At 69.4% G+C, this 21,417-nt stretch carries 15 protein-coding genes; 8 read left to right on the top strand and 7 right to left on the bottom strand.

What is annotated here, in order from left to right:
* Positions 1–265: hypothetical protein (locus tag QHF85_RS25425; protein WP_281329897.1), on the bottom strand; the 265-nt coding region annotated here is incomplete at its 3' end.
* 62 nt (positions 266–327) lie between these two features.
* Between QHF85_RS25425 and QHF85_RS25420 the strand changes: the two genes are divergently transcribed.
* Complete coding sequence (locus tag QHF85_RS25420; protein WP_281329896.1) at positions 328–1,596, top strand: hypothetical protein; 1,269 nt, start codon at positions 328–330, stop codon at positions 1,594–1,596.
* Positions 1,597–1,600: 4 nt separating this feature from the next.
* Here QHF85_RS25420 and QHF85_RS25415 read toward each other — a convergent pair whose 3' ends face one another.
* Entirely contained in the window at positions 1,601–2,077 is a 477-nt protein-coding gene (locus QHF85_RS25415) for a hypothetical protein (protein WP_281329895.1), read from the bottom strand.
* A 521-nt stretch (positions 2,078–2,598) separates the two neighbouring features.
* Between QHF85_RS25415 and QHF85_RS25410 the strand changes: the two genes are divergently transcribed.
* From QHF85_RS25410 to QHF85_RS25400, 3 genes are all read left to right on the top strand, one after another.
* Positions 2,599–3,852 carry a vWA domain-containing protein gene (locus QHF85_RS25410; protein WP_281329894.1) on the top strand — a complete coding sequence of 418 codons (1,254 nt, stop codon included), beginning with the start codon at positions 2,599–2,601 and terminating at the stop codon, positions 3,850–3,852.
* Between the two features lie 64 nt (positions 3,853–3,916).
* A complete protein-coding gene (locus QHF85_RS25405) occupies positions 3,917–6,478 on the top strand; it encodes an EGF domain-containing protein (protein ID WP_281329893.1) in 2,562 nt (853 codons plus the stop codon).
* 25 nt (positions 6,479–6,503) lie between these two features.
* Positions 6,504–9,068 (top strand): EGF domain-containing protein, encoded by a 2,565-nt coding sequence (locus QHF85_RS25400; protein WP_281329892.1) that lies wholly within the window; start codon positions 6,504–6,506, stop codon positions 9,066–9,068.
* Positions 9,069–9,125: 57 nt separating this feature from the next.
* Here QHF85_RS25400 and QHF85_RS25395 read toward each other — a convergent pair whose 3' ends face one another.
* The 3 genes from QHF85_RS25395 to QHF85_RS25385 are packed head-to-tail and all read right to left on the bottom strand — an operon-like array spanning position 9,126 to position 12,965.
* Positions 9,126–10,577, bottom strand: a complete 1,452-nt coding sequence (locus tag QHF85_RS25395; RefSeq protein WP_281329891.1) for a DUF1501 domain-containing protein — start codon at positions 10,575–10,577, stop codon at positions 9,126–9,128.
* 13 nt (positions 10,578–10,590) lie between these two features.
* Positions 10,591–11,310, bottom strand: coding sequence for a hypothetical protein (locus QHF85_RS25390; RefSeq protein WP_281329890.1), 720 nt, complete (start codon positions 11,308–11,310; stop codon positions 10,591–10,593).
* Complete coding sequence (locus tag QHF85_RS25385) at positions 11,307–12,965, bottom strand: hypothetical protein (RefSeq protein ID WP_281329889.1); 1,659 nt, start codon at positions 12,963–12,965, stop codon at positions 11,307–11,309. Before QHF85_RS25385 ends, QHF85_RS25390 begins: the two co-directional genes overlap by 4 nt.
* Positions 12,966–13,128: 163 nt before the next feature.
* Here QHF85_RS25385 and QHF85_RS25380 point away from each other — a divergent pair, with 163 nt between their 5' ends.
* Complete coding sequence (locus QHF85_RS25380; protein ID WP_281329888.1) at positions 13,129–14,433, top strand: hypothetical protein; 1,305 nt, start codon at positions 13,129–13,131, stop codon at positions 14,431–14,433.
* 35 nt (positions 14,434–14,468) lie between these two features.
* Here the strand turns inward: QHF85_RS25380 and QHF85_RS25375 are convergent, their stop codons facing one another.
* On the bottom strand, positions 14,469–16,817 hold the full coding sequence (locus QHF85_RS25375) for an IPT/TIG domain-containing protein (protein WP_281329887.1): 2,349 nt from the start codon (positions 16,815–16,817) through the stop codon (positions 14,469–14,471).
* Between the two features lie 102 nt (positions 16,818–16,919).
* Between QHF85_RS25375 and QHF85_RS25370 the strand changes: the two genes are divergently transcribed.
* From QHF85_RS25370 to QHF85_RS25360, 3 genes are all read left to right on the top strand, one after another.
* Entirely contained in the window at positions 16,920–17,726 is an 807-nt protein-coding gene (locus QHF85_RS25370) for a hypothetical protein (protein ID WP_281329886.1), read from the top strand.
* A 67-nt stretch (positions 17,727–17,793) separates the two neighbouring features.
* Complete coding sequence (gene tesB / locus QHF85_RS25365) at positions 17,794–18,660, top strand: acyl-CoA thioesterase II (protein WP_281329885.1); 867 nt, start codon at positions 17,794–17,796, stop codon at positions 18,658–18,660.
* A 470-nt stretch (positions 18,661–19,130) separates the two neighbouring features.
* Positions 19,131–19,829 (top strand): hypothetical protein, encoded by a 699-nt coding sequence (locus QHF85_RS25360; protein ID WP_281329884.1) that lies wholly within the window; start codon positions 19,131–19,133, stop codon positions 19,827–19,829.
* A gap of 63 nt (positions 19,830–19,892) precedes the next feature.
* On the opposite strand, the gene QHF85_RS25355 is transcribed toward QHF85_RS25360, so the two are convergent.
* The gene (locus tag QHF85_RS25355; RefSeq protein ID WP_281329883.1) at positions 19,893–21,215 is read right to left on the bottom strand and encodes a choice-of-anchor L domain-containing protein; all 1,323 of its coding nucleotides are present in this window, start codon (positions 21,213–21,215) and stop codon (positions 19,893–19,895) included.
* Positions 21,216–21,417 lie beyond the last annotated feature (202 nt).

The following is a 21,417-nucleotide window of genomic DNA, read 5'->3' as shown; positions in this document are numbered from 1 at the left end:
TGCCCGTCCCGCCGGCGCCGCCCGTCCCGCCCGAGGCCCCGGCGCCGCCGTTCCCGGCGCCGCCGTTCCCCGCGCCGCCGTTCCCCGCGCCGCCTGCGCCCGACGCGCCCGCGCCGGTCGTGGCCGTGCCGCCCGTGGTCGTGGACGTGTTGACCGCGTCGCCCGAGCTGCAGCTCGCGATCGCCAGAGGCCCGAGCGAACACACGACGAGGGACGAGGCGAAGAGGCGCCACGACCGCGAAAGGGAGCGTCCGAAGTCAGCCATGGAGGCAATGTACACAATTCGTCCGCGGATGTCGTTATGATAGGCTCCGCCCTCCTCCTCCCATGAGCGCAGAGCCCCTCGTCGTCGCGAGCCCCTCCATCGAACACCGCCGCCCCCGGTTTGGCGGGTGGCTCATGCGCGCGGGATTCGGCGGCTTCGTCGGCATCCCCGGGCTCATCGTGACGATCCTGGCGATCGTGGGGCCGGCGAGCGTCGACGAGTCGGCGCTCCTCTCGGCGCTGTGCGTCTTCCTCGGCATCCTCGGGCTCGTCGTCTCGCCGTTCGTGTCGCTCGCCGGCGCCGTGCTCACTTCGTTATCGCTGCCGGCGCGGAGCTCGGGCGTTCTCCGGGCCGATGCGCAGGGGCTCGTGGTCGTCCAGGCGGGAAAGGAACACCATTTCTCGCGTGCCGCCATCGAGGGCGGTCTCGTCCTCCCCGGCACGCTCCTCGACGGGAAGCGCCCGAGGGTCGAGCTTTACCTTCGCCGGGGCGCCGTGCTCACGGCCGAGGTGCCCGACGGCATGACGGCGCATCGCGTCCTCGACAGGCTCGGCGTGGACGTGTCGCGGCGGCGCGTGGCCGTCCTCTGCGGCTCGGCGTATCGGCCGCTCCTCACGGGTTGCGTGAGCCTCCCTTTCGTCTGCTTCCTCCTTTGCATTCCGTTCGGCTATTTCATCACGGAATACCCGTCCGCGCGCTGGCCCCCGCTCGCCTTCGCGTGGTCCGTCCTCCTCTTGATGGGCTTCATCGTGCGGCTCACGCGGCCGCGCGAGATCATCGTGGGCAGCGACGGGCTGCGTATTGGAGGGCTCTTCGGCGATCGGTGGATCCGCCATTCGCTGGTACGCGCGATCGAGGAGAAGCAGCGCGCGCTCTTCCTCGAAGTGGGCGAGGCCGGCAAGCCGAGCCGGCGCATCGAGGCCGCGACGGGCGACCCGAGCTTCATCATGGCGGTGGCCGGCCGGCTTCGACTGGCGATTGCGCTCGGGTCGAACGGCGCGGGGGGGCCGCCGGTCGGGGCGGAGCTCGATCCGGCGGGCAAGTCGTTCACGGAATGGAAGGACAAACTCCAGTCCCTCCTGCTCCACACGGGATACCGAAAATCCGCCGTGACGTACGAGGAGCTCATCGCCGTGGTCGACGATCCGGACTTGCCGCCGGGGCAGCGGATCGGGGCGGCCATGGCGCTCGGGATCGCCAAGCACCCCGACGCGCGTGTGCGCATTGGCCTGGCCGCGGATGCCTGCGCGGACGACGCGATGAAGCTCGCGCTCGAGGAAGCGGCCGAGGGCGAGCTCGACGAGCGGACGCTGCGGCGCGTCCTCGATTGAAGGGTCAGTTCACGTCGCGGTCCTGGAGCAGGAGCGTCTCCGGGTCGCGGCGGTAGACGAGCTCGCCGTCGTCCGTGACGTCGAGCTTCGCGAGGTCGTCGCGCACGAGGCCGTCGAGCGCGCGCTCGGCGTCACGCGCGCTCGGCAGGCTGAGCTTGGTCGCGACCTCGCGGGCCGTCGCGCCGCCGCCGCGCAGGGCTTCGAGCAGCGCCGCGCGGCCCACCGCGTCCACGCGCCGCGCCGCCTCCGCCTCCTCGATCATGCCGAGCCCGCGCCACACGAAGGCGACGCCCACCACGAGCGGGAGCAGGCCATACAGGACAAACCCGAGCACGATCGTCAGGATCGAAGGAGAACGCAGGGCGGAGAGCCAACCGACCGCCCCGAACGCGCTCGACAGCGCGCCCACCGTGACGAGGGTATTCCCGACCAGGCTCCTTCGTCCGCTCCTGCCCGTGGACGTGCTGTGTGTACCCATCATCGCCTCGCCGGTCGCCGTGGGGCAACGGGCACGCCATTCGAGGCGAGCGGGCGGAGGGTGGGTGGACGTCGCGCGAGGAACCTGGAAAGTGCTGATATCGAGGCTTCGATTCCGGGATTGCGTTGCCTCGCGGGTAAACCTGGAAAGGCCGGGGGCGGCTGCTTTCTGGAGCGGGCGGCTGTGACAGGCCGGCGGCGGGCCCTTCTGCGCGCGTTCGCTCGCCGGGCCGGGGACGAGGTTCACCATGATCGGAGCGACGTACTGCCCTCGCGGGTCGAGGGCCAAGTCTTCCACGCGCCTCGCCGGCGGTGCGTCGCGCCTCGCCGGCGGTGCGTCGCGTCTCGCCGATGGTGCAGTGCGTTGCTCTCGCTCGGCGCGGCAAAGGTGCTCGCCGCGGACATTTTCGACGACATTGACGGACGTGTGTTCGAGCCGCGTCGTTTTTGTGACATCGCCCCGCTCACCGGGCTTGACGTGACGCCCGCCCGGCTGCTCCGATCCGCGCCTCGGAGGGCAAAGGCATGCGAAACGGATGGATTTCTTCGGGTGTTTCGAGGGTCGTTTGCGCGGCGGCGCTGTCCGGCGCGTGGATTGCGGCTTGCTCGGCGACGGGTGGCGACACCGAATTCGGTGATTCGAGCAGTGAGAATGGCTCCGGCGCGGGCAACCCCGGGGGCCAAGGCGGCGACGGCGGCGGCTTCATCCTGGTCGGCTCCGGCGGGAACGGCAATGCCGGCCAGGGCGGCGGCGATAGCTGCGCGGCCACGAAAAACAAGGCCGAGCAGGTGCCGCTCGACATGTACATCATGTTCGACCAGTCCGGCTCGATGAGCGACAATTCGAAGTGGAGCCAGACGAAGGCCGCACTCAAGGCGTTCGTCGAGCAGCCCGCCGCCGCGGGGATCGGCGTCGGCATTCAGTATTTCCCGCTGTCGAGCGGCGTCACGTGCACGGCCACGTTCTGCGCGTCGGACGCCGATTGTGGTCCTGCCTTGTGTGGACCGTGCATGCCTGCCGCCCCCGGCTTCCCCTTCGCCATTTGCAGCGGCTTCGGCGGCGATTCGTGCGTCGCTGCCGATTACGCCAAACCCGACGTCCCGATCGCCCCGCTGCCGGCGGTCGGCACGACGCTCATCAACTCGATGAACGCCCATTCCCCGGGCGGCGGCACCCCGACCGAGCCCGCGCTCCAGGGCGCCGTCGATTACACGAGGCAATGGGCCCTCACGAACCCGACGCACACGTCCATCGTCGTGCTGGCGACCGATGGGAACCCCGAGGGATGCGGCAGCAGCGTGGACGGCGTCAAGGCCGTCGCGGCGAGCGCGTTCGCCAGCGTCCCCAGCATCCGGACCTTCGTCATCGGCGTCGGGGATCTCGCGGCCAACCTCGACGGCATCGCCGCGGCCGGCGGGACCGGGTCGGCGTTCATCGTGAGCGTGGCCCCGGACGCGACGGAGAAGTTTCTCCAGGCAATGAACGAGATCCGCGGCGCTGCGCTCTCGTGCTCGTACCTCATCCCGCAGCCGCCGCCGGGCGAGGACATCGATTACGACAGGATCAACGTCGAATACACGCCGGAGTCGGGGATCTCGGTGATCATCCCGCAGGTGAAATCGAAGGCCGATTGCCCCGCGGCGGGGCTCGCCTGGTACTACGACGTGCCCGCGGCGCCGAAGCAGATCATCTTCTGTGACTCGACGTGCTCGCAGGTCGCGAAGGACACGAAGGCCGAGATCGACGTCCTCGTCGGCTGCGCGACCATCGTGAAGTGAGACTTCACGGAATCGAGGGTTGACAGTCGTCCGGCTTGCTTCGTAGCATCGGAAAATACCCGAGATGCATCGAAGAGCGCGCGCTTTCTTTCCTTTCCTGTGGACAACGATCGTCCTCGCCGGATGCTCCGGCGGGGGCGGGGAAGGCGCGCCTCCGGGCGCTTCCGGCACCGGCGCGGGCGGCGCGGGCGGCGCATCGTCGTCGTCGATGGGCGGCGCGGGTGGCGCCGGCGGGCAAGGCGGCGCGGCCTGCGGGCCCTGCGGCGACCATGCGAGCTGCGACGCGAGCGGCGCGTGCGTCTGCGACGACGGCTACGTGAACGACAGCGGCGATTGCGTGGACCTCGACGAGTGCATCGAGCAGCTCGACGATTGCCATCCGACCGCCGCCTGCGCGAATACGATCGGCTCGTTCACGTGCGCCTGCCCTCCGGGCACCGTGGGAGATCCGAAGACCGGCTGCGAGGAGCGGTTCGTCGAGATCACCGCGGCGGCGTATCACACCTGCGCGCGCCGCATGGACAACTCGATTTTCTGCTTCGGCGCCGGCGGAGGCGGCCGGCTCGGCAATGGCCTCGGCGCGAACCAATCCGCGCCCGTGCAGGCCGGCGCGGCGGACAACTGGATTCGTGTCGTCGCGGGCTCGGCCCATACGTGCGGAATCAAGAAGACCGGCACGCTCTGGTGCTGGGGCACGAACAACCTCGGCCAGCTCGGGCTCGGGTATACCGACAACCAGACGCTCCCGCAGTACCTCTCCCTCGAACGCACGTTTTCGAGCGTCGCCGCGGGCGACAACCATAGCTGCGCCGTGGAGAGCGACGGCGGGCTCTTCTGCTTCGGTCGCAACCAGGCGGGGCAGCTCGGGATCGGCAATCTCGACAACAAGCTCGACCTCTCGCCCGTGAGCGTCGACCCGCTCGCCGCGACGCCGGACAAGGACTGGAAGGAGGTCTTTGCCGGCCGCGATACGACGTGCGCGACGAAGCAGGACGGGCGGCTTTATTGCTGGGGGCAAAACAACGAGCTCCAGGTCGCGAAGGCCGGCGGCGGCTCCGTGAACGCGCCTTTCCTCGTGGAGACGGCGCCCATGGCGGCGGACGCGGACTGGCAGGCCGCCTCGATCGGGTTCACCACGTGCGCCGTGAAGAAGGACGGCCGGCTTTATTGCTGGGGCCGCGGGAACGAGGGCCAGCTCGGCACGCCGCTCGGCGCGGCGAACGCGACGCCGGTGGCCATCGGCGCGGGCAAGGTCTGGAAGCGGGTGCGCGTCAATGCCTGGCACATCTGCGCGCTCGACGATCAGAGCGCCCTGCATTGCTGGGGCCGCAACCACGCCGCGCAGATCTCGGGCGACGCGCCGGGCTGGGTGACCGCGCCGATCGACGTCGCGCCGGGGACGAAATGGCTCGATTTCGCCGTCGGCGTCGTGCACAGCGGCGGCGTCACCTCGGACGGCCGCGTGCTCACCTGGGGATCGCGCCTCTTCGGCCAGCTCGGCGACGGCGCGATGAGCCTCTGGCCCGCGATCGCCAACATCGGCGCGGACACGACCTTTTCGAGCGTCGCCGCGTACGGCGAATCGGGTTGCGCCGTGAATGGAGCGGGCGAGCTTCGGTGCTGGGGCAACAACGAGAGCGGGCAGCTCGGCTTCGGCGACAACAAGACCCGCGCCGCGCCGGACAAGCTCGATTTCGAGGCCGTCGCGAAGGCCGCCCTCGGCCGCCAGCACACGTGCATCATCACGGCCACGGGCAAGCTCGCGTGCTCGGGCCGCAACGCGCAGGGCCAGCTCGGCCGGGGGACGAACACCCCGGCGACGTCGTTTGCCGAGATCCTGAAGACGGCCAAGCCCTACGAGACGCTCCTGTGGAAGGAGATCGCCGCGGGCGAGGAGCACAACTGCGCCATCGCCACGAACGGCTCGCTCTGGTGCTGGGGCCGCAGCAACGAGGGGCAAGTTGGCATGAAAAACCCGGCCCTCGGCAACCTCATCCAGGTCGAGCTCGTCACCGGCGAGGCGCCGCCCACGGATTGGGTGAGCGTGGCGGCCGGTCAATTCCACACCTGCGCGACCCGGGCCACGGGCTCGCTCTGGTGCTGGGGCCGGAACGTCGAGGGGCAGATCGGCAATGGAATGCCGGCGGCCGGCAAGACCGCGCCCTATTCGCTGGGCGACGACTGGAAGGGGCCCGTCGCGGCCGGTGTCAACCATACGTGCGCGCTCAAGAAGGACGGCGCGCTGTGGTGCTGGGGCCGGAACGCGAACAACCAGATCGGGGACAACACGGCGGTCGATCGGCCGTCCCCCGTGAAGATCGGCGCGGCCACGGACTGGTCCTTCGTCGTCGCGGGCAACGCGTCGACGTGCGCGGGCAAGGCCTCCGGTGGATTGCAATGCTGGGGCGCGAACAACGTCGGCCAGCTCGGGCTCGGGGACACGGGGCAGCGCAAGGTGCCGACCGCGCTCGCCGGGGCGTTCGTCGCGGCGACCCTCGGATTCAGCCACGGCTGCGGCGTCACGCAGGCGGGCAACCTCGCGTGCTGGGGGTCGGGGGAAATCGGTCAAAATGCGCGCGGCGACGGGCTCGCGTTCGCGCCCGTTCCCATTGCGGCGTCCTATTGAGTTGAGCTGAAGGAGATCGGTTTCGATGTTGCGAGGCGCAAGGGCTCGGGCGTGGTTCGTCCTCGTGTCGCTCGCCGCCGCCGCGTGCGGGGGCGGAAACGGAGGCACAGGCGGCAGCGGCGGCGGTAGCGGCGGCGCAGGCGGCAGCGGCGGAATGGGCGGCAGCGGCGGCGCGGGCGGCGATCCGTTCGCCGTCGACGAATGCGCGCTCGGCCTCGACGATTGCGCGCCCGACGCCGAATGCGTCGACACCCCGGGGTTTTTCACCTGCACCTGCAAGCCCGGGTACGAGGGCGACGGCAAGACGTGCGCGGACGTCGACGAATGCACGACGCTCCTCCACGACTGCGACACGAACGCGACGTGCACGAACACGCCGGGCGCGTTCTCGTGCGCCTGCCCCGCGGGTTTCTCCGGGGACGGCAAGACCTGCGACGCGAAGTATTCGTCCGTGTCCGCGGGTCAATACCACGCCTGCGCGATCCGCAGCGACAAGACCCTGCATTGCTGGGGCCTCAACACGAGCGGGCAGGTCGGCACCGGCACGTCGGACCAGGTCTTCCTGCGCCCCGTGCCCGCGTCTGGCGCGGCGAACTGGGTCTCCGTGAGCGCGGGCGCCACGTTCACCTGCGCGCTCGACGAGAACAAGCGCATCTCGTGCTTCGGCTCGGGGAACGTCGGCCAGATCGGCGACGGCCTCGGCGTCGCGCAATCCACGCCCGCCATTGGCGCAGGCGGCTACGACGACTGGATGTTCCTCAGCGCCGGCTCGACCCACGCCTGCGGCATTCGCGCGGGCGGCGCGCTTTATTGCTGGGGCCAGAACAACCGCGGCCAGATCGGCGACAACACCACGAACAACGCGCTCTCGCCCGTGCTCGTCGACGCGGGCCCCTGGTCTTTGGTCTCGGCGGGGACGGAGTTCACCTGCGGCGTCAAATCGAACGGCTCGCTCCATTGCTGGGGCTTCAACAATGCCCGCCAGCTCGGCGACGGCACGAACGTCGCGCAGCGGCTCGTGCCCACGCAGGAGTTCACGGTCGCCACCGACTGGGCGAGCGTGTCGGCGGGCAACGCGTTCACCTGCGCCACGAAGACCGACGGGACGCGCCATTGCTGGGGCGCGAACTCCCTCGGGCAGGTCGGCGATGGCCTCGTCGCGACCGTCCTCACGCCCAAAGCCGCCGACATGGCCACGGATTGGTCCTCGAACCTCGACGTCGGCGATCTCGCCGGCTGCGGCCAGAAGAAGAGCGGCGAGCTCCATTGCTGGGGCGACGGCAGCGTCGGACAAACCGGCCAGCCGGGCAACGAGGGGCCGGCCCTGACCCCCTTGCCCATCCCCGACATCACCGACTGGGTCTCGATTTCGAGCGGCCTGCGTTTCGCCTGCGGCGTCCGGCAAACCGGTGATCTGCTCTGCTGGGGCTCGGCGAGCCGCGGGGCCCTCGGGGTAGGCTTTTCCGCCGACCGGACCGAGGTCACGCCCGTCTCCGCCGATACGGACTGGGAGCGGGTCGACACGCAGCTCGACAATGGTTGCGCCATTCGCACCGGCGGAAAGCTCTTCTGCTGGGGCCGCAACGTCTACGGCCACCTCGGCGACGGCACGACGCGGACGCGCGTCGCGCCCGTGGAGATCGGCGCGGGCAAGGTCTGGAAGCGGATCGCGCTCGGCCGCACGCATACCTGCGGCATCGCGAGCGAGGGCGGCGGCCCGGACGTCCCGTATTGCTGGGGCCTCGACGGAAACGGCGAGCTCGGCAATGGGCCCACCGTGACGGCCCAGACCGTGCCCACCGCCGTCAATGCCACCGTCGGCAACGATTCCCCCTGGATCGAGATCGCGGCGGGGTACAACCACACCTGCGCCGTACGTCAGGACAAGACCCTCTGGTGCTGGGGTCGTAATGCGAGCGGCCAGCTCGGCGACGCCTCGACGACGACCCGCCCCGATCCGAAATGGATCGCCCAGGCCGAGCCCGCCGATTGGCTCGACGTCGTGGCCAGCGGCGACTTCACCTGCGGCCTCCGCGAAGGAGGAAACGTCTTTTGCTGGGGCCTGAACAACCTCGGCCACCTCGGGCAGGGCGACACGGTCTCGCCCGTGAACGTGCCGAAGGCCGTCCCGGGGACGTACGCGGCGATCGACGCGGGCGCGAATCACACCTGCGGCGTGCGCCTCGACGGCACCCTCTGGTGCTGGGGCCGCAACAACAATGGCGAGCTCGGCCTCGGCAATGCCATCACGCCGATTACGACGCCCACGCAGGTCGGCAATGCGACCGACTGGGCGCGGCCTTTCCTCGGCCAGGGCTTGTCCACCTGTGCGACGAAGAAAAGTGGCGACCTTTTTTGCTGGGGCGTTGGCTCGTTCGGCCAGCTCGCGCTCGGCAACCTGACGAGCTTCAACGCGCCGCAGAAGGTGCCGAGCCTCGGCCCGTGGAAGACGCTCTCGCTCGGCAACGAGCACACCTGCGGCATCGCGCAGGACGGCGTGCTCTCCTGCTGGGGCGCGGCGTATTACGGGCAGCTCGGCAGCGGCCTGCCGTTTCTGTCGACGCCGACGCCCGTGCTCGATCCCATCTGAAAGGAAAAGGGGCCTCGCCCGGGCACGCCGCCCGCGCGAGGCCCCTCCTCGCCGCCCTCAGGGATTCTTCAGCATCGCCTTGATGAGCTTCGGATCCTGATTCGAGATGTGATCGTAGGGCAAACCCGCGGCCGTGAGGATGGTCGCGTGCACGTCCGACGGTTTCACGATCATGCCCATCTCGTCGTCGGGCGCGCCCGTGTCGAGGTTGATCGGGCGCACGTCGTAGTTCGTGTCCTTCGTCGCGCCGATCGCCATGTTGCCCCGGATGCCCTTGCCCGCGACGAGGCACGACGACGCGAGGTGGTGATCGCGGCCGCCTTGCGGGTTGATCCGGGGCGTGCGCGCGAACTCCGAGAAGCAGAGCAGCGTCGTCCGGTCCCAGTAGGGCTTGCCGTTGTTGTCGAGCGTGTTCTTCAGGTACGTGATGAGATCACTCACCGCGTCGAAGCCCGCCCGCTGCCGCGCCGGGTGATTCGAGGGCCAATCGTCGTCGAAATGGGCGTCGGTCACGTTGACGAGCCGGAGGAGCACGACCTGCGAGATGCCATTCACGAGCGCCTGCGCCGCGAGCGCGGCCTGGCCCTTCGGCTGGCCCGCGAGCGTCGCCCCCGGGTTCGCCGGGTTCACGCCGAACGTCTCGTAGAGCTTCGCGAGCTGGCTCGTGGCGGGCGGGTTCGGCTTGAAATCGAAATGCTTCCAGAGCCCGCCATTCGCGAGCGTCTGCGCCGAGCGCCACGCCGAGAGGTGCGTCGAGACCTGCCCGCCCCGGGCGTCGAGCTGCTGGTGCAGGCAATATTCGTCGTGGTGGAACTTCGAGGCGGCCTGCTCCACCTTGCCGTCGAGCGAGAGCGACGCATTGAGCGGCCGGAGCACTTGAAGCATTTCGTTGTAGCTCGGCACCGAGAGCCCGCTCGCGAGCGGCGAGAGCCCCTCGTTGTACGTCTCCGCGCCGCCCGCGACGAGGTTCGGGATCTCGTGGTGTTCGAGCAGGCCCGAGGCCGCCGCCCACCACGTCTCCAGGGAGCTGCCGCTCGCGGCGAGGCCCCGCGGGAACTTTCCCGTGAGGAAATACCGCCGCCCGACCTCGTGCGTCAGCGTGCCCATGCTCATGCCACGCACGACGCAAAGATCCTTGTAATGCGTGGTCGCGAGCTTCGCCATTGTGGGCCCGTAGGCGACGCTCGAGCCCACGGGCTTCACGAGGCCCGTGCCGCCCGTATCGTCCTCGATGACCTTTTTCGTGGGCCCGTCGGTCACCATGTCGAAGCCCGTGTAAATGCCGCCCGCGGGCTCGCCGTACTCGTGGTGGTTGCGCGGGTCGAGGCAATACAGCGTATCCCAGCCGCCCGAGAACTCGCACATCACGAGGAGCGGGGCGCTGTCCGGATCGACGTTGTCTGCGCGCGCGTGGCGCAGGCCGAGCAGACCGTCGAGGAGGAGCGCGCCGCTCGCGGCGCCGAGCGCGCCGAGGAGCGTGCGTCGTGAAATCTGGCCTTTGTGGCTCATGGCGTGTTCCTCCTCAATCGTTGTGGAAAAGGGGAGACTCGAAGAGCGTGACGCACACGCCCCGCCATCCCTCGGCCGCTGCCGTGATCTCGCCGCCGTTCGGCGACGCGACGCTCGCCACGCCCGCGTCGTAGACGGCGCGCAGGTTCGTGACCATCGAATCGTCCGCCGCGACGCGCAGCCCGAGGAAGCGGAGCACGACGTATTGCAGGTTCTCCGTCACCTGCGCATCCGTCGCGGTCCCGTCCACGGGCGCCTTCGGGAAGAGCGCGCGCGAGGCGTCCGTGCGCTTCATGTCGTTCTTCGCCATCTGCATGCAGATGTCGCGCGCCGCGTCCCCGACGAACTTGAGGTAGAGCGCGTTCGAGACCGTGCTCTCCTCGGTCGAGGTCTGGTAATCGGGCCGGCCGAGCGCCTTGCCGAATGCGAGGTCGCTGAACCCGTCCCTGCCATTGACGCGCCAGAGGATCGGAGCGCCGTACACGTCATTGCCGGCGACCTTGCTCATCGCGGCCTGGAGCGTATCGATGCGCAGGCGCCGCACCCCGCGCGAGGGGCCGGGGAGGGCGCCGCCGCCGAGGTCCGTGGGCGCATTTTCGGTCTCGCCATTCGCCCCGACCGTGGGCGCTTCCCAGGGGTCCGGGGGTTCGGTCGCGGACGGCGCTTCTTTCGTGCACGCGGCCGCGGTGAGCGCGGCGAGCGCGCAGAGGTACGTGAGGCGACGAGCGCTCATGGCATCCTCCGGTAGGCGGGCAGCTGGACGAGGTCCCGGACCGCCTGACGAACGTCGTCGTGCACGCGGAAATCGGCGGCGATCTTCGCGAGCGCGTCGCCCTCGTAATCGGTGGTCGTCGGATCGAGGTTCGGCTCGCGTTTCATGAGGAACGAGAAGAGGTGCTCGGTGGCCACCTCGTGGAACCGGCCGCTCTCGAGGTCGGCCTTCACGAGCTCGGCCGGGCCCGCCTCGAAATGCGGCCCGATCTCCGGGTGCTCGTCGTCGGCGTATTGAAGCGCCTTCAGCGTGTAGGGCCGGAGATCGGGGTCCATCTCGTCCGGGACCGACACGTAATGGCGGTCGCACCAGGCCGTGCTCTGCGGCCCGATGCCTTTCGCGCAGGCCTTGCGGGTCGGGTATTCGCGAGCGAAATCACGCAGGGACATGCTGCCTGCCTCCGTGAATTGACCGAAATACGCGGCGATCGGCTCGAGCGTCACGTGGCAGCTCCGGCAGACGCAGCGGCGCGTGAGGTCATCGCCTTCCTTCTCGCAGCTCGTGTCCTTCGTGCTCGGCGGCTGGAAGTATTGCCCGAGGAACGCGATCCGGTAGCGATTCGCCCGGCCGCGGTTCGTCTGGAAGCGGAGGAGGAACGCGGGCAGGGTGATGAGGCCGGCATGCGGCGCCTCGCGCTCCACCGCGACCCAGGTATCGACGTCCGTGAACGCGAGGTCGGGCAGCGGGCCGTCCGCGGGCTGGTGCTCGTTCTGGGTGCGCGAGAGCGTTTGCCGCTGCGCATGATGGCGAAGATAAAACGAGAGCGGTCCATTGTAATGCGCGCGCTTCGTCGTGAGCAGCCCCGAGTACGGCTGCGTCCCGTCCGTGTGCTCGTCGACGAGCCGGAGCACCTGCTCGCGCAGCGCCGACAGCACGAGGGGCTGCACGATCCCGACCGGCATGCAATAGCTGAGCTCCGGGCCGCAGCCGCAGGTCTTCGCCTTGTTCGTGGCCATCAGGTGATCACACGAATACGTCCCCGCGTCCGGATCCCCGGCCGGCAGGGTGTACGTCTCCGTCGTCTGGGCGTCGAACGCGCAGACCTTCACCTTTTTCGCCGGGTCGGCCTCCCAGTACGGGTGCACCTCGACCCAGCCCTCGGCGGACCACGTGCCCACGCCGTCGGTGCCCATGACTTCAGTATTTGGCAATCCCGTCACGGGATCGTAACCGAGGGTGTCCTGGGCCTTGTTCTGGCAGGTGTGCGTGCCGTCGCCGCCGCGGTAGAGCGCGGATTTGCCCTGCCCGGGGACGAAATAAACGGGGCTGCCGTCGTAGCTGACGGTGTTCAGCGAAAACGTCACGTCCGCGAGGGCGATGTTCGGGTTCGTCCAGAGCAGGCTCTCGTGATAACGACGCATCTGCACGCGAAACGCGTCGCTCGCGAGGTATTCGTCGAGGAGCGCGTCGGGCAGCTCGGAGAGCCCCGCGACCGCGTCGTACTCCGCGACGTCGGGCACGTTGCCGCGTAGATCGATCGAGAGGCGACGGAGCTGCCGTTCGACGGGTAGCTCCCGGTGCAAAAAACATTGCTCACCCTCGTCGGCGAGCGCCACGGAAGGCGCGGCCACGAGGAGGGCGAAGCAGAGCGCTTGCCAGCGTCGTTTGCTCTTCATGATACAACTCGGGGGCGAAAGGGGGGGCACCGCGGGCGCAGCGGGCCAGGGTCCAGTGGAGCCGAGCCATAACCCTTCGTCAACCATCTCTTGGGACCACGGACGAAATTTGTTATCCTGCCTGGCCGTGCTCGACTCCCCCCATCTACAGTCCCGTCGAAGAATGCCGCGCGAGCTCTCCGCGCGTCTTGTCGCGATGCTCGCCGTGATCACAACGGCGGCGTGCAGCGAGGCCCCTCCCACGAATGCCGGCCCGAGCGGCGGAGGGACCGACGGCCCCCCCGAGCTCGCCGTCGTGCACGGCGCGCCCTCGACGCCGAGCGCAGAGCCCGAGAGCGCCACGTTCACGATCGAGGGATATGCGACCGCGATGGGCAGCCAGGGCGCGCTCGTCACCGTGGGCACGACGACGGGCGTTTACGAGCTCGCGGCGGCGGGCCCGACGCTCCTGCCGATCGTCGGCGACGCGCCCGATGTGCCGAGCGAGACCGGCGCCGTCCGCGCGATGGTCGGGTATGAAAATGGCGTGCTCGTCGCGGCCGAGGCCGGCGTGTTCTTCACGCCGGGCGGCGTGCTCCAGCGCTCGCTCGGCGCCGCGGACCTCGCGCCGCTCGGCATTCAGGCGATGCGCGCGCGCGTGGCAGACGACGACGGCGACGGGGCGGCCGAGACGCACCTCGCGATTCGCGGCGAAAAAGGCGCCTACGAGCTCGGCGGCGGCGCGCTCGTGGCGTGGACCGTCGAGGGCGAGGCGGGCGCGCCCACGGCCGTCCTCGCGCAGAAAGAGCGCGTGTATCTCGCCTACGGCGAGCGCGTGTACGAAATCGACAAGGCAAGCGGCAAGGCATATCCGCTCGTCTTCGACGTGGGGTTCGTCCGGGCGATGGCGTGCGGGAGCCTCGCGTGCGAGGACGGCTCGCTCGTGTATTTCGCCTCCGACGCGGGCCTCGTCGAGCGCTCGCCGAGCGGCGAGTATTCGCTGTATCCGCTCGCCGCCGAGGGCGGGCCCGCGGTGGGAATCGATGCATTCGCGCTCGACGCGAGCAAGCAGCGGCTTTATGCCCTCGCCGGCGACTGGGTCCTGCGCGTGCGCGCGGGCGAGGTGCCGGAGGTCGTGGCGACGCTCGGGCCGGCGGAGGCGCCGCGCGCGCTCGCCGTCGACAAGATCGGCGACGTGTGGGCGGGCGAGGGGAAGGCGACGCGCAAGCTCGCGCTCGGCACGCCGCTCTCGTTCCTCACGGACGTCAAGCCGATCATGCGCGAGTATTGCGCCGATTGCCACGCGTCGGGGACGCGCGGCGCGCCGAAGATCGATTTCGAGAACTACGACATCACGCTCGGCCTCGTCGACCGCGTCATCAAGCGCGTGGCCGAGGAGCGGTCGATGCCTCCGCCGAACTACGAAAAGAAGCTGCCGGCGGACAAGATCGCGATCGTGAAGGAGTGGGCGATCACGAAGGCGCCCTGAGGCGCCTCACGGATGACGCATGCGCGGCCGAGACGTCAGGAACGGTAACGCGCGTCGTACAGGAACGCGCGCTTCGTGATGGCCTCTTTGCCGTCCGGATTGCGCACGACGACGTCGACCATCTCGCCATTCTTGCCCGGCGGCGTCTTGACCTCGAGCGTCGAGGCCGAGACGAATTTGACGCGTTGTGCAGGCTTGCCGCCGAAGAGCACGGCCGCCTCGGCGACGAAGTTCTTGCCTTCGATGCTGACCTCGGTGCCGCCCTCGACCGAGCCTTTGTTCGGCGCGACGGAGTCGATCGCGGGGGCGGGCGAGGGGTCGTACCGGAATGCGTTCTTCACGACCGTCGTGCCCGCGTCGCCGCGGCCGACCTCGATGTCGACGAACCCCGACGCGCGCGACGGCGGGGCCACGATTTCGATCGTCGTGGCCGAGCGGACGACCGCGCGCTTCGGCGCTTGCCCGCCGATCCGCACGAACACGTGCTCATCGAAGAAATCGCCTTCGAGGACGATCCGCGTGCCGCCGACCATGGGACCATTGCGCGGCGTGACGCCGTCGACGCGCGGCGCCGGGCGCGATTCGTACGTGAATGCGTCCTCCCGGCGCACGACGACGCCGAACCTGTCGACGAGCTCGATCGCGACGAGGCCCGGCTGCGGCCGTTGCGGCAGCTCCACCTCGATCTCGTGCCGCGAGCCGGTCCGGGAAATGGCCCGCACCTCGCCGATGCGCACCACCGTATCCGCCTCGAAATTGTCCCCGACGAGCCGGATCGTCTGCCCGCCCGCGCAATAGCCTCGGTCGGGTCGCACCTCGACGAGCAGCGGCGGCGTGGGCTCGGCCTCGTACGTGAATACGCCTTCGAGCTTCGTGATTTGCCCGTCGGGATTCTCGATTTCGAGGTCCACGGGCCCCGGCTCGTTTGCGCGCGGCGTCACGAGCTCGAGCGATTCGGCGCTGCGGAACGTGACGGCGGCCTGCCTTCCACCGAGGCGCGCCACGCATTGCGGATGGAAGTCGACGCCGGTGACGGTGATGCGCTTCGAGCCGCCGACGAGGCCCGACGCAGGCGAGACCTCGCGCGCGTGCGGCGTCGCGAGCCGATACGTGAAGAGGTCCGCCGCGAGCGCGGAGAGGCCGTCGGGGTTCGTCACGCGCAGCTCGCCGTGGAAGAGCTGCTCCTGCGGCGGCGTCACGAAGCGGATGCGCGAGGGGCCCTCGAAGATGACCTCGGGCGCGCGGTTTCCGAAGAACGTGACGCGGCAGCCGTCCTCGAAATTGCGGCCCTCGACCACGACCTCGGTGCCGCCGCGCGGCGAGCCTTCGAGCGGGGAGAAGCGCTCGATCGAGGGGCCCTCGTCGTAGACGATCTGGATGACGGAGCGCTGCTCGTCCGGGTTCTCGATCACGATCTCGGCCGACCCGGGCGCGTGGGGCGGCGCCTCGATCTCCAGCGTGAAATCGTCGATTCGTTTCGGCTTCGTACAATCGTCGCCGTCGACGAGCACGCGGCAGCCCTCGGCGAAGTTCGCGCCGTAGAGCGAGATCTTCGTGCCGCCTTGCACCGAGACCTTCGCCGGCCGCGCCGCCGTGACCACCGGCCCCGGCGCGCCCATCATCGGCGGAGGCGGAGGCGGCTCGGTCCCGCGCTTTTCGGTCGCGGCGCCTTCGCCCTCGCCCTCGGCCTTCGTCGCCCCCTCGACGGCGGCCTTCGCCTCCTTTTCGAGGTCGAGCGCCGAATGCATCTCGAGCCGCACCGGCGGCTTGTCCACGATCGCGGGCGGCTCGACGGCCGCGGGGTTGTCCACGATCGCGGGTGGCTCCACGTCGGCGGGTCTGTCGACGAGGGCCGGCACATTGGCCGGCAGCGGCACCGGCGGGGGCGGGAGCGGCGGCGGCGCGATGCGCGGCAGCTCCAGCATGCTCGGGGGTTCGGGGGCGACGCTTGGTTTGTCCGAGGATAAGGCTCGCGCGTCGAGCGCGGATTTGTCGACGAGCGGCGGCGGCGCGACGCTCACGGGTTTGGCGCGGGGCTCCCAGAGCTCGACATCGCGCCCGTCCGGATCCTTCAGCGAGGCGAAAAGCCCCGAGGGCCTTTCGAGGATCGGGCCCACGTCGATGCCGTCCTCGCGCAGGCCGGCCGCGACGGCGTCGAGGTTCGGCACGCGCAAGGACAGCGCGCACTCCCTGCGGCCTCGCGAGAGCGGTTCGAGCGCGAGGTCGATGACGAGCGCGGTCCCGCCCGTGCTCATCGACTCGTAGCGCCGGGTCCCCTCCACCCGATCGAACGAGAGCCCCGCGGCGCGCGCATAAAAGGCGCTCACGGCTTCGGGGTCCGCCGCGTAGAGGACGATCTTGCCGAGCCCGAACGTTGCCATCATCACACCCGAAACGCCCTTTCGCCGCGCATCGTAACAGAGCCGCGGGGCCACGGAAGGCTCTTCCCTTGACGGCGCGCGACAAGGCTGGCCTCCTCCGGGGTCATGTCATCGCTGGCATCGTATTTCCCGACACTCGACACCGCGCGTGCGCGTCTGCCGCTCCCGGCCGGAGAGCCGGTCTCGGTGGAGCGGCTCGCGATGCTCGTCGTTCACGCGGCGCTGATCCGGCGCACGAGCTGGGCGGAGGAGGTGGAGGGCGCGCTCGCGACGCTCGAGCGCGGCGAGCCCTCGCTGCCGGACGACCTCGAGGTGCATCACCATGTGCGGATCGACGCGGACCTCGGCGGTGGCCCGTGCACGGGGTGCGCGGCGACGCCGGGCAAGCGGCACTGCCGCGTCTGCGGCGGCAAGGGCATGCTCCTTTTTTCGCCCTGCTCGTGCGCCAATGGCTTCATCCCGTGCCCGACGTGCGGCGGCACGGCGAAATCGAACCGGGTGCGGCTCCGCTATTACACGGACGCGCCGGCCTTCTTGAGCGAGGCCTACATGCCCACGCACATCACGGCGGTGCCGACGCTCTTCGGGCTGGAGAGCCGCATGGAGCAGGACATCCAGTTCCAGAAGGAGCTGCCCGAGGAGCTGCGTTGCCACGACCTCACGGGCCGCGTCGCCGGCTCGGCGTATCGCGGCGGCGAGCGCCTGGTCCGGCCCGACTTCCACGGCCACGATTTCGGCGACGCGATCGACAAGGCGCTCGCGGGCCTCACGGCGATCGGCGCCGGGGCGACCGTGGTGCGTCACGTGATCCGGGCGTATGCGTGGCCGTTCTTGCGGGTCCAGTGGGCGATGGGCGAGGACGTCGCGATCTACGTGGACCGGATCGGGAGCATGAAGCTGTTTGTGAGGTGAGCGCCATTCCGTCACGCAATTGACCTCTTGCCGGCCGGGCCGTGCGTCCACTATGACGCGCAGCACCATGAGCCGCGTGCTGTCCGAGCTGATCGAGCTGCTCTCGCTGGAGAGGATCGAGACCAACCTTTTTCGGGGCCAGAGCCAGGACCTTGGCTGGGGTCAGGTCTTTGGCGGTCAGGTGCTCGGCCAGGCGCTCTCTGCCGCCGCGCAGACCGTGCCCGCCGAGCGCCAGGTCCATTCCCTCCACGCGTATTTCCTGCGCCCCGGCGATGCGCGCAAGCCCATCGTCTACGACGTCGACCGCATCCGCGACGGGCAAAGCTTCACGACCCGCCGCGTGGTGGCCATCCAGAATGGTCAGCCCATCTTCAACATGTCCGCCTCGTTCCAGATCGAGGAAGAAGGCCTGGAGCACGCGGATGCCATGGAGAACGTCCCGGGCCCGGACGGGCTTTTCAGCGAGCGCGAGCGCTGGGCCCGCCTGGCGCATAAGATCCCCGAGCCCTTCCGCACCCGCGCCGCCGCCGAGCAGCCGATCGAGATTCGCCACGTGAGCCCGATCGACCCCTTTCATCCGGAAAAGAAAGAGCCCCACGAGGCCGTCTGGATACGCGCGGCCGGGCCCCTCCCCGACGATCCGGCGCTGCACCGGTACTTGCTCGCGTATGCGTCGGACTATTCCTTCGTCACGACCGCGCTGCGCCCCCACGGCGTCACGTGGCTCGATTTTTCGATGCAGGTCGCGAGCATCGATCACGTGATGTGGTTTCACCGGCCCTTCCGGATGGATGATTGGCTCTTGCACGTGGTCCACAGCCCGTCGGCGTCGGGCGCGCGTGGGCTCGTGCGGGGCAGCGTCTTTGCGCGGGATGGCCGCCTCGTCGCGTCCACCGCGCAGGAAGGGCTGTTGCGGCGGCGGAAGCGGGCGTAAAGGGGCGCCTTCGCTCCCGGGCCTCCCGTAGAATCGTGTCCTTCTCCCTCGCCGCGGGCTGACCCCCTCGCGTCACGGTGACGCGCGCCCCTCGATCCGCTTCGAACCGCGGCACGTCACGGCGGCGCGCGGCCCTCGCCCCGCGTCGACCCCGTCACGTCACGTCGACGTGGGCGCCTCCTCACGACGCCGACGGTCTCGCGTCACGGCGGCGCGCGGCCCTCGCCTCGTGGCGACCTTGTCACGTCGCGCGGACGCTCGGCCCTCGACGCGACGCCGACGGCTTCGCGTCACGGCGGCGCGCGCCCCTCGCCCCGCGCCGACCCTCGCGCGTCGCTCCGAACGTTGAACTCCTGCTCTGACCCGAATGGAAAGTTCCCGTCTCCGTTCAACGGGGACCCGCCGACGCGAGGGGCGCGGCAGGGATTCCGGAACCAACCAGACCGGGCCTCGGGCCCAGGGATGACCTCATGCGCAAGTATCGCAGCAATGCCTCGTCGACCGTTCGTTTCGAGTATGGCGTCGAGCTCGCCGCCGGCCTCTCCTCGTTTCCCGAGATGGCCGCCGCCGCCGCCGATATCCAGACCGTCAACGACGCCCTCGCGGCCCAGCACGACAAGCGACGCGTCCTCCATGTCTCCGTCGTCCGGACGCGCGCCGCGCTCCGCTTTGGCGAGTACAGCGTCGAGCGCATCATTCGGCTCGCCCTCCGCGCGGCCGAAATGGAGGACGGCGGCAGGCGCGGGCGGATCTGCGCGAGCGTCTTTCCGAAAGGCTCGAAGCCCGTCCTCGCCCCCGTCGGGAAGCGGCAAGTGAAGCCGCTGCGGGAGCTCGTCGAGCGGCTGGAGAATTCGAAGGCCTCGGGCATCGAGGCGTACCGGGGGGCGTGGCTGCCGAAGCTGAAAGCCGCACTCGTGAGCTTCGAGGCGGCCGTCGCCGTGCATCTGGCGGCGCTCTCGGCGCATGACGAGGCATTCAAGCTCGAGGTCGCGCTTCGCGAAGCGCACCACGATACCGTCGACCGGATCATGGGCCAGGTCCGCGCCGCGTTCCCGCGGGATCGCGTGACCCAGGACGTCATCTTCCCGGCGCTCGCGGAGGCCGACGCCGCCATGACCGTGAGCGAAGACGGCGGGGCCGCAGAGCCCCTCCCGCCCGCGGACGCGTGACGTCCACCCGTGCGGCCCGTGGGAGCGGCGGAGGGCCGCCCCACGGGCGCACGATGCGTGGATTCACGGGTGCACGAGGCTCACCCACGTATCCATGACGCTGATGCTACAGCCGAATTTCATGTGCCCATCGCCGACGCCGAGCGCCTCGATGATCTGCGTGCAGCTACAGCCGCCCGTATCCTCGAGCGTATAGGTCCTCTGCGGGCCGACGCCCTTCGGCAATACCGTATCGAAGACCCCGTCCCCGTCCGTGTCGGCGAAGCGGTTCACGCCGAGCTTCACCGTCGGGGCCGTTTCCGGCTCGGTGTATTCGCACTGGTCGACGTCCCCGCATATCCCGTCGCCGTCGCTGTCGTTTTCGGAATCGTACATGCACGGGTCGCAGGCATCGCCGTGGCCGTCGCCGTCTGTGTCGTATTGATCGGCATTCGCGACACCGAGGCAGTTGTCGTACCCGTCGCAGGCGCCGTCGGCGTCCGCGTCCGGACAGCAGACGCCGCCCTCGTCGACCTCGCTGTCGCAGTCGTCGTCGACCTCATTGCATGTCTCGGCGGCGCCCGGATGCACAGTGGGGTCCGTGTCGTCACAATCGTCGCAAGAGTTTGCGCCGTCGCCGTCGTTGTCGACGAGCTCACAGGGCACCGTGCCGCTGCAGTTGTCCCCGACGCAGCCGTTCAGGCCGGCGATGAAGACGCCGCTATCGAGGACGAAATCCCCCCCGTCGCAGATGACGATCTCGAGCACGTTGCCCGTGGAGCCTCCGGCGAGCGGGGCTTGGGTCGTCAGGAGCTTCGTCGAACCGTCGTATTCGGTCTCGGTATCGGTGACGACGTCCACGGACGAGAAGAACGGGCCGTTGATCGTGATGGGGTTCCCGTTTTCGTCGAAGGCAATCTGTACGCCGTTGAGGTACACGCCGTACACGTCATTGAAGCTCGAACCGACGAACTCCGGGAACTCCTCGGAGCCGAAGATCGATTGGAACGAAATGCCGTCGAAGCCCGCTGCGAGGTCGAACGTGATCGTGAGCTTGGCCGCGTCGAAGCTCGTGAAGCCCGGGATCAGCGCGTCGCAGAGCGGATCGCCAGGGAGGTTGTTGACCTGGGTCGTGGCCCCGCTGTCGTTCGGGGGAAGCGCGAGCACGGCGCCGCCCGACGTGAGGAGGGCACCGTCCGGAATGCCGAGCGGACCCGCCGTGTAAGTCCCCGCCGCACTCTCCGCGCCGCTATAGCTTGCGGACGTGACGGTGATCGCGCTCCCGGTGCTCTGGATCGCGCTCGCGAGCGTGCTGGCATCGCCGATCGGCGTGATGTCGAGCGCCGAGGCGCTCGACACATAGACCATGGCGGACACCGCCGTGGAGAAAACGAGGGCAGGTCTCATGCATGTACTCCCGGGAATCATCGGACGCCGCCATCCGATGCCGCGATAACCACCCCGGTGCTGGAGACCGCGCAGGAATTTTTCGCTCCCGTTGTGCGAGGTGTCCAGGTCCGATCCGATCCGTTCCTGGACATTTCCCGCGCTTCGATCGTACGATGCCCAAAGACCGCCCCCGCGTGCCCACGCACACGCCGCCAGGAGG

The sequence above is a fragment of the Polyangium sp. 6x1 genome (assembly GCF_029946515.1).
Taxonomy (GTDB): domain Bacteria; phylum Myxococcota_A; class Polyangia; order Polyangiales; family Polyangiaceae; genus Polyangium.
Note: the sequence above shows the minus strand (reverse complement) of the source record. Positions and strands in the feature narration are given on the sequence as shown.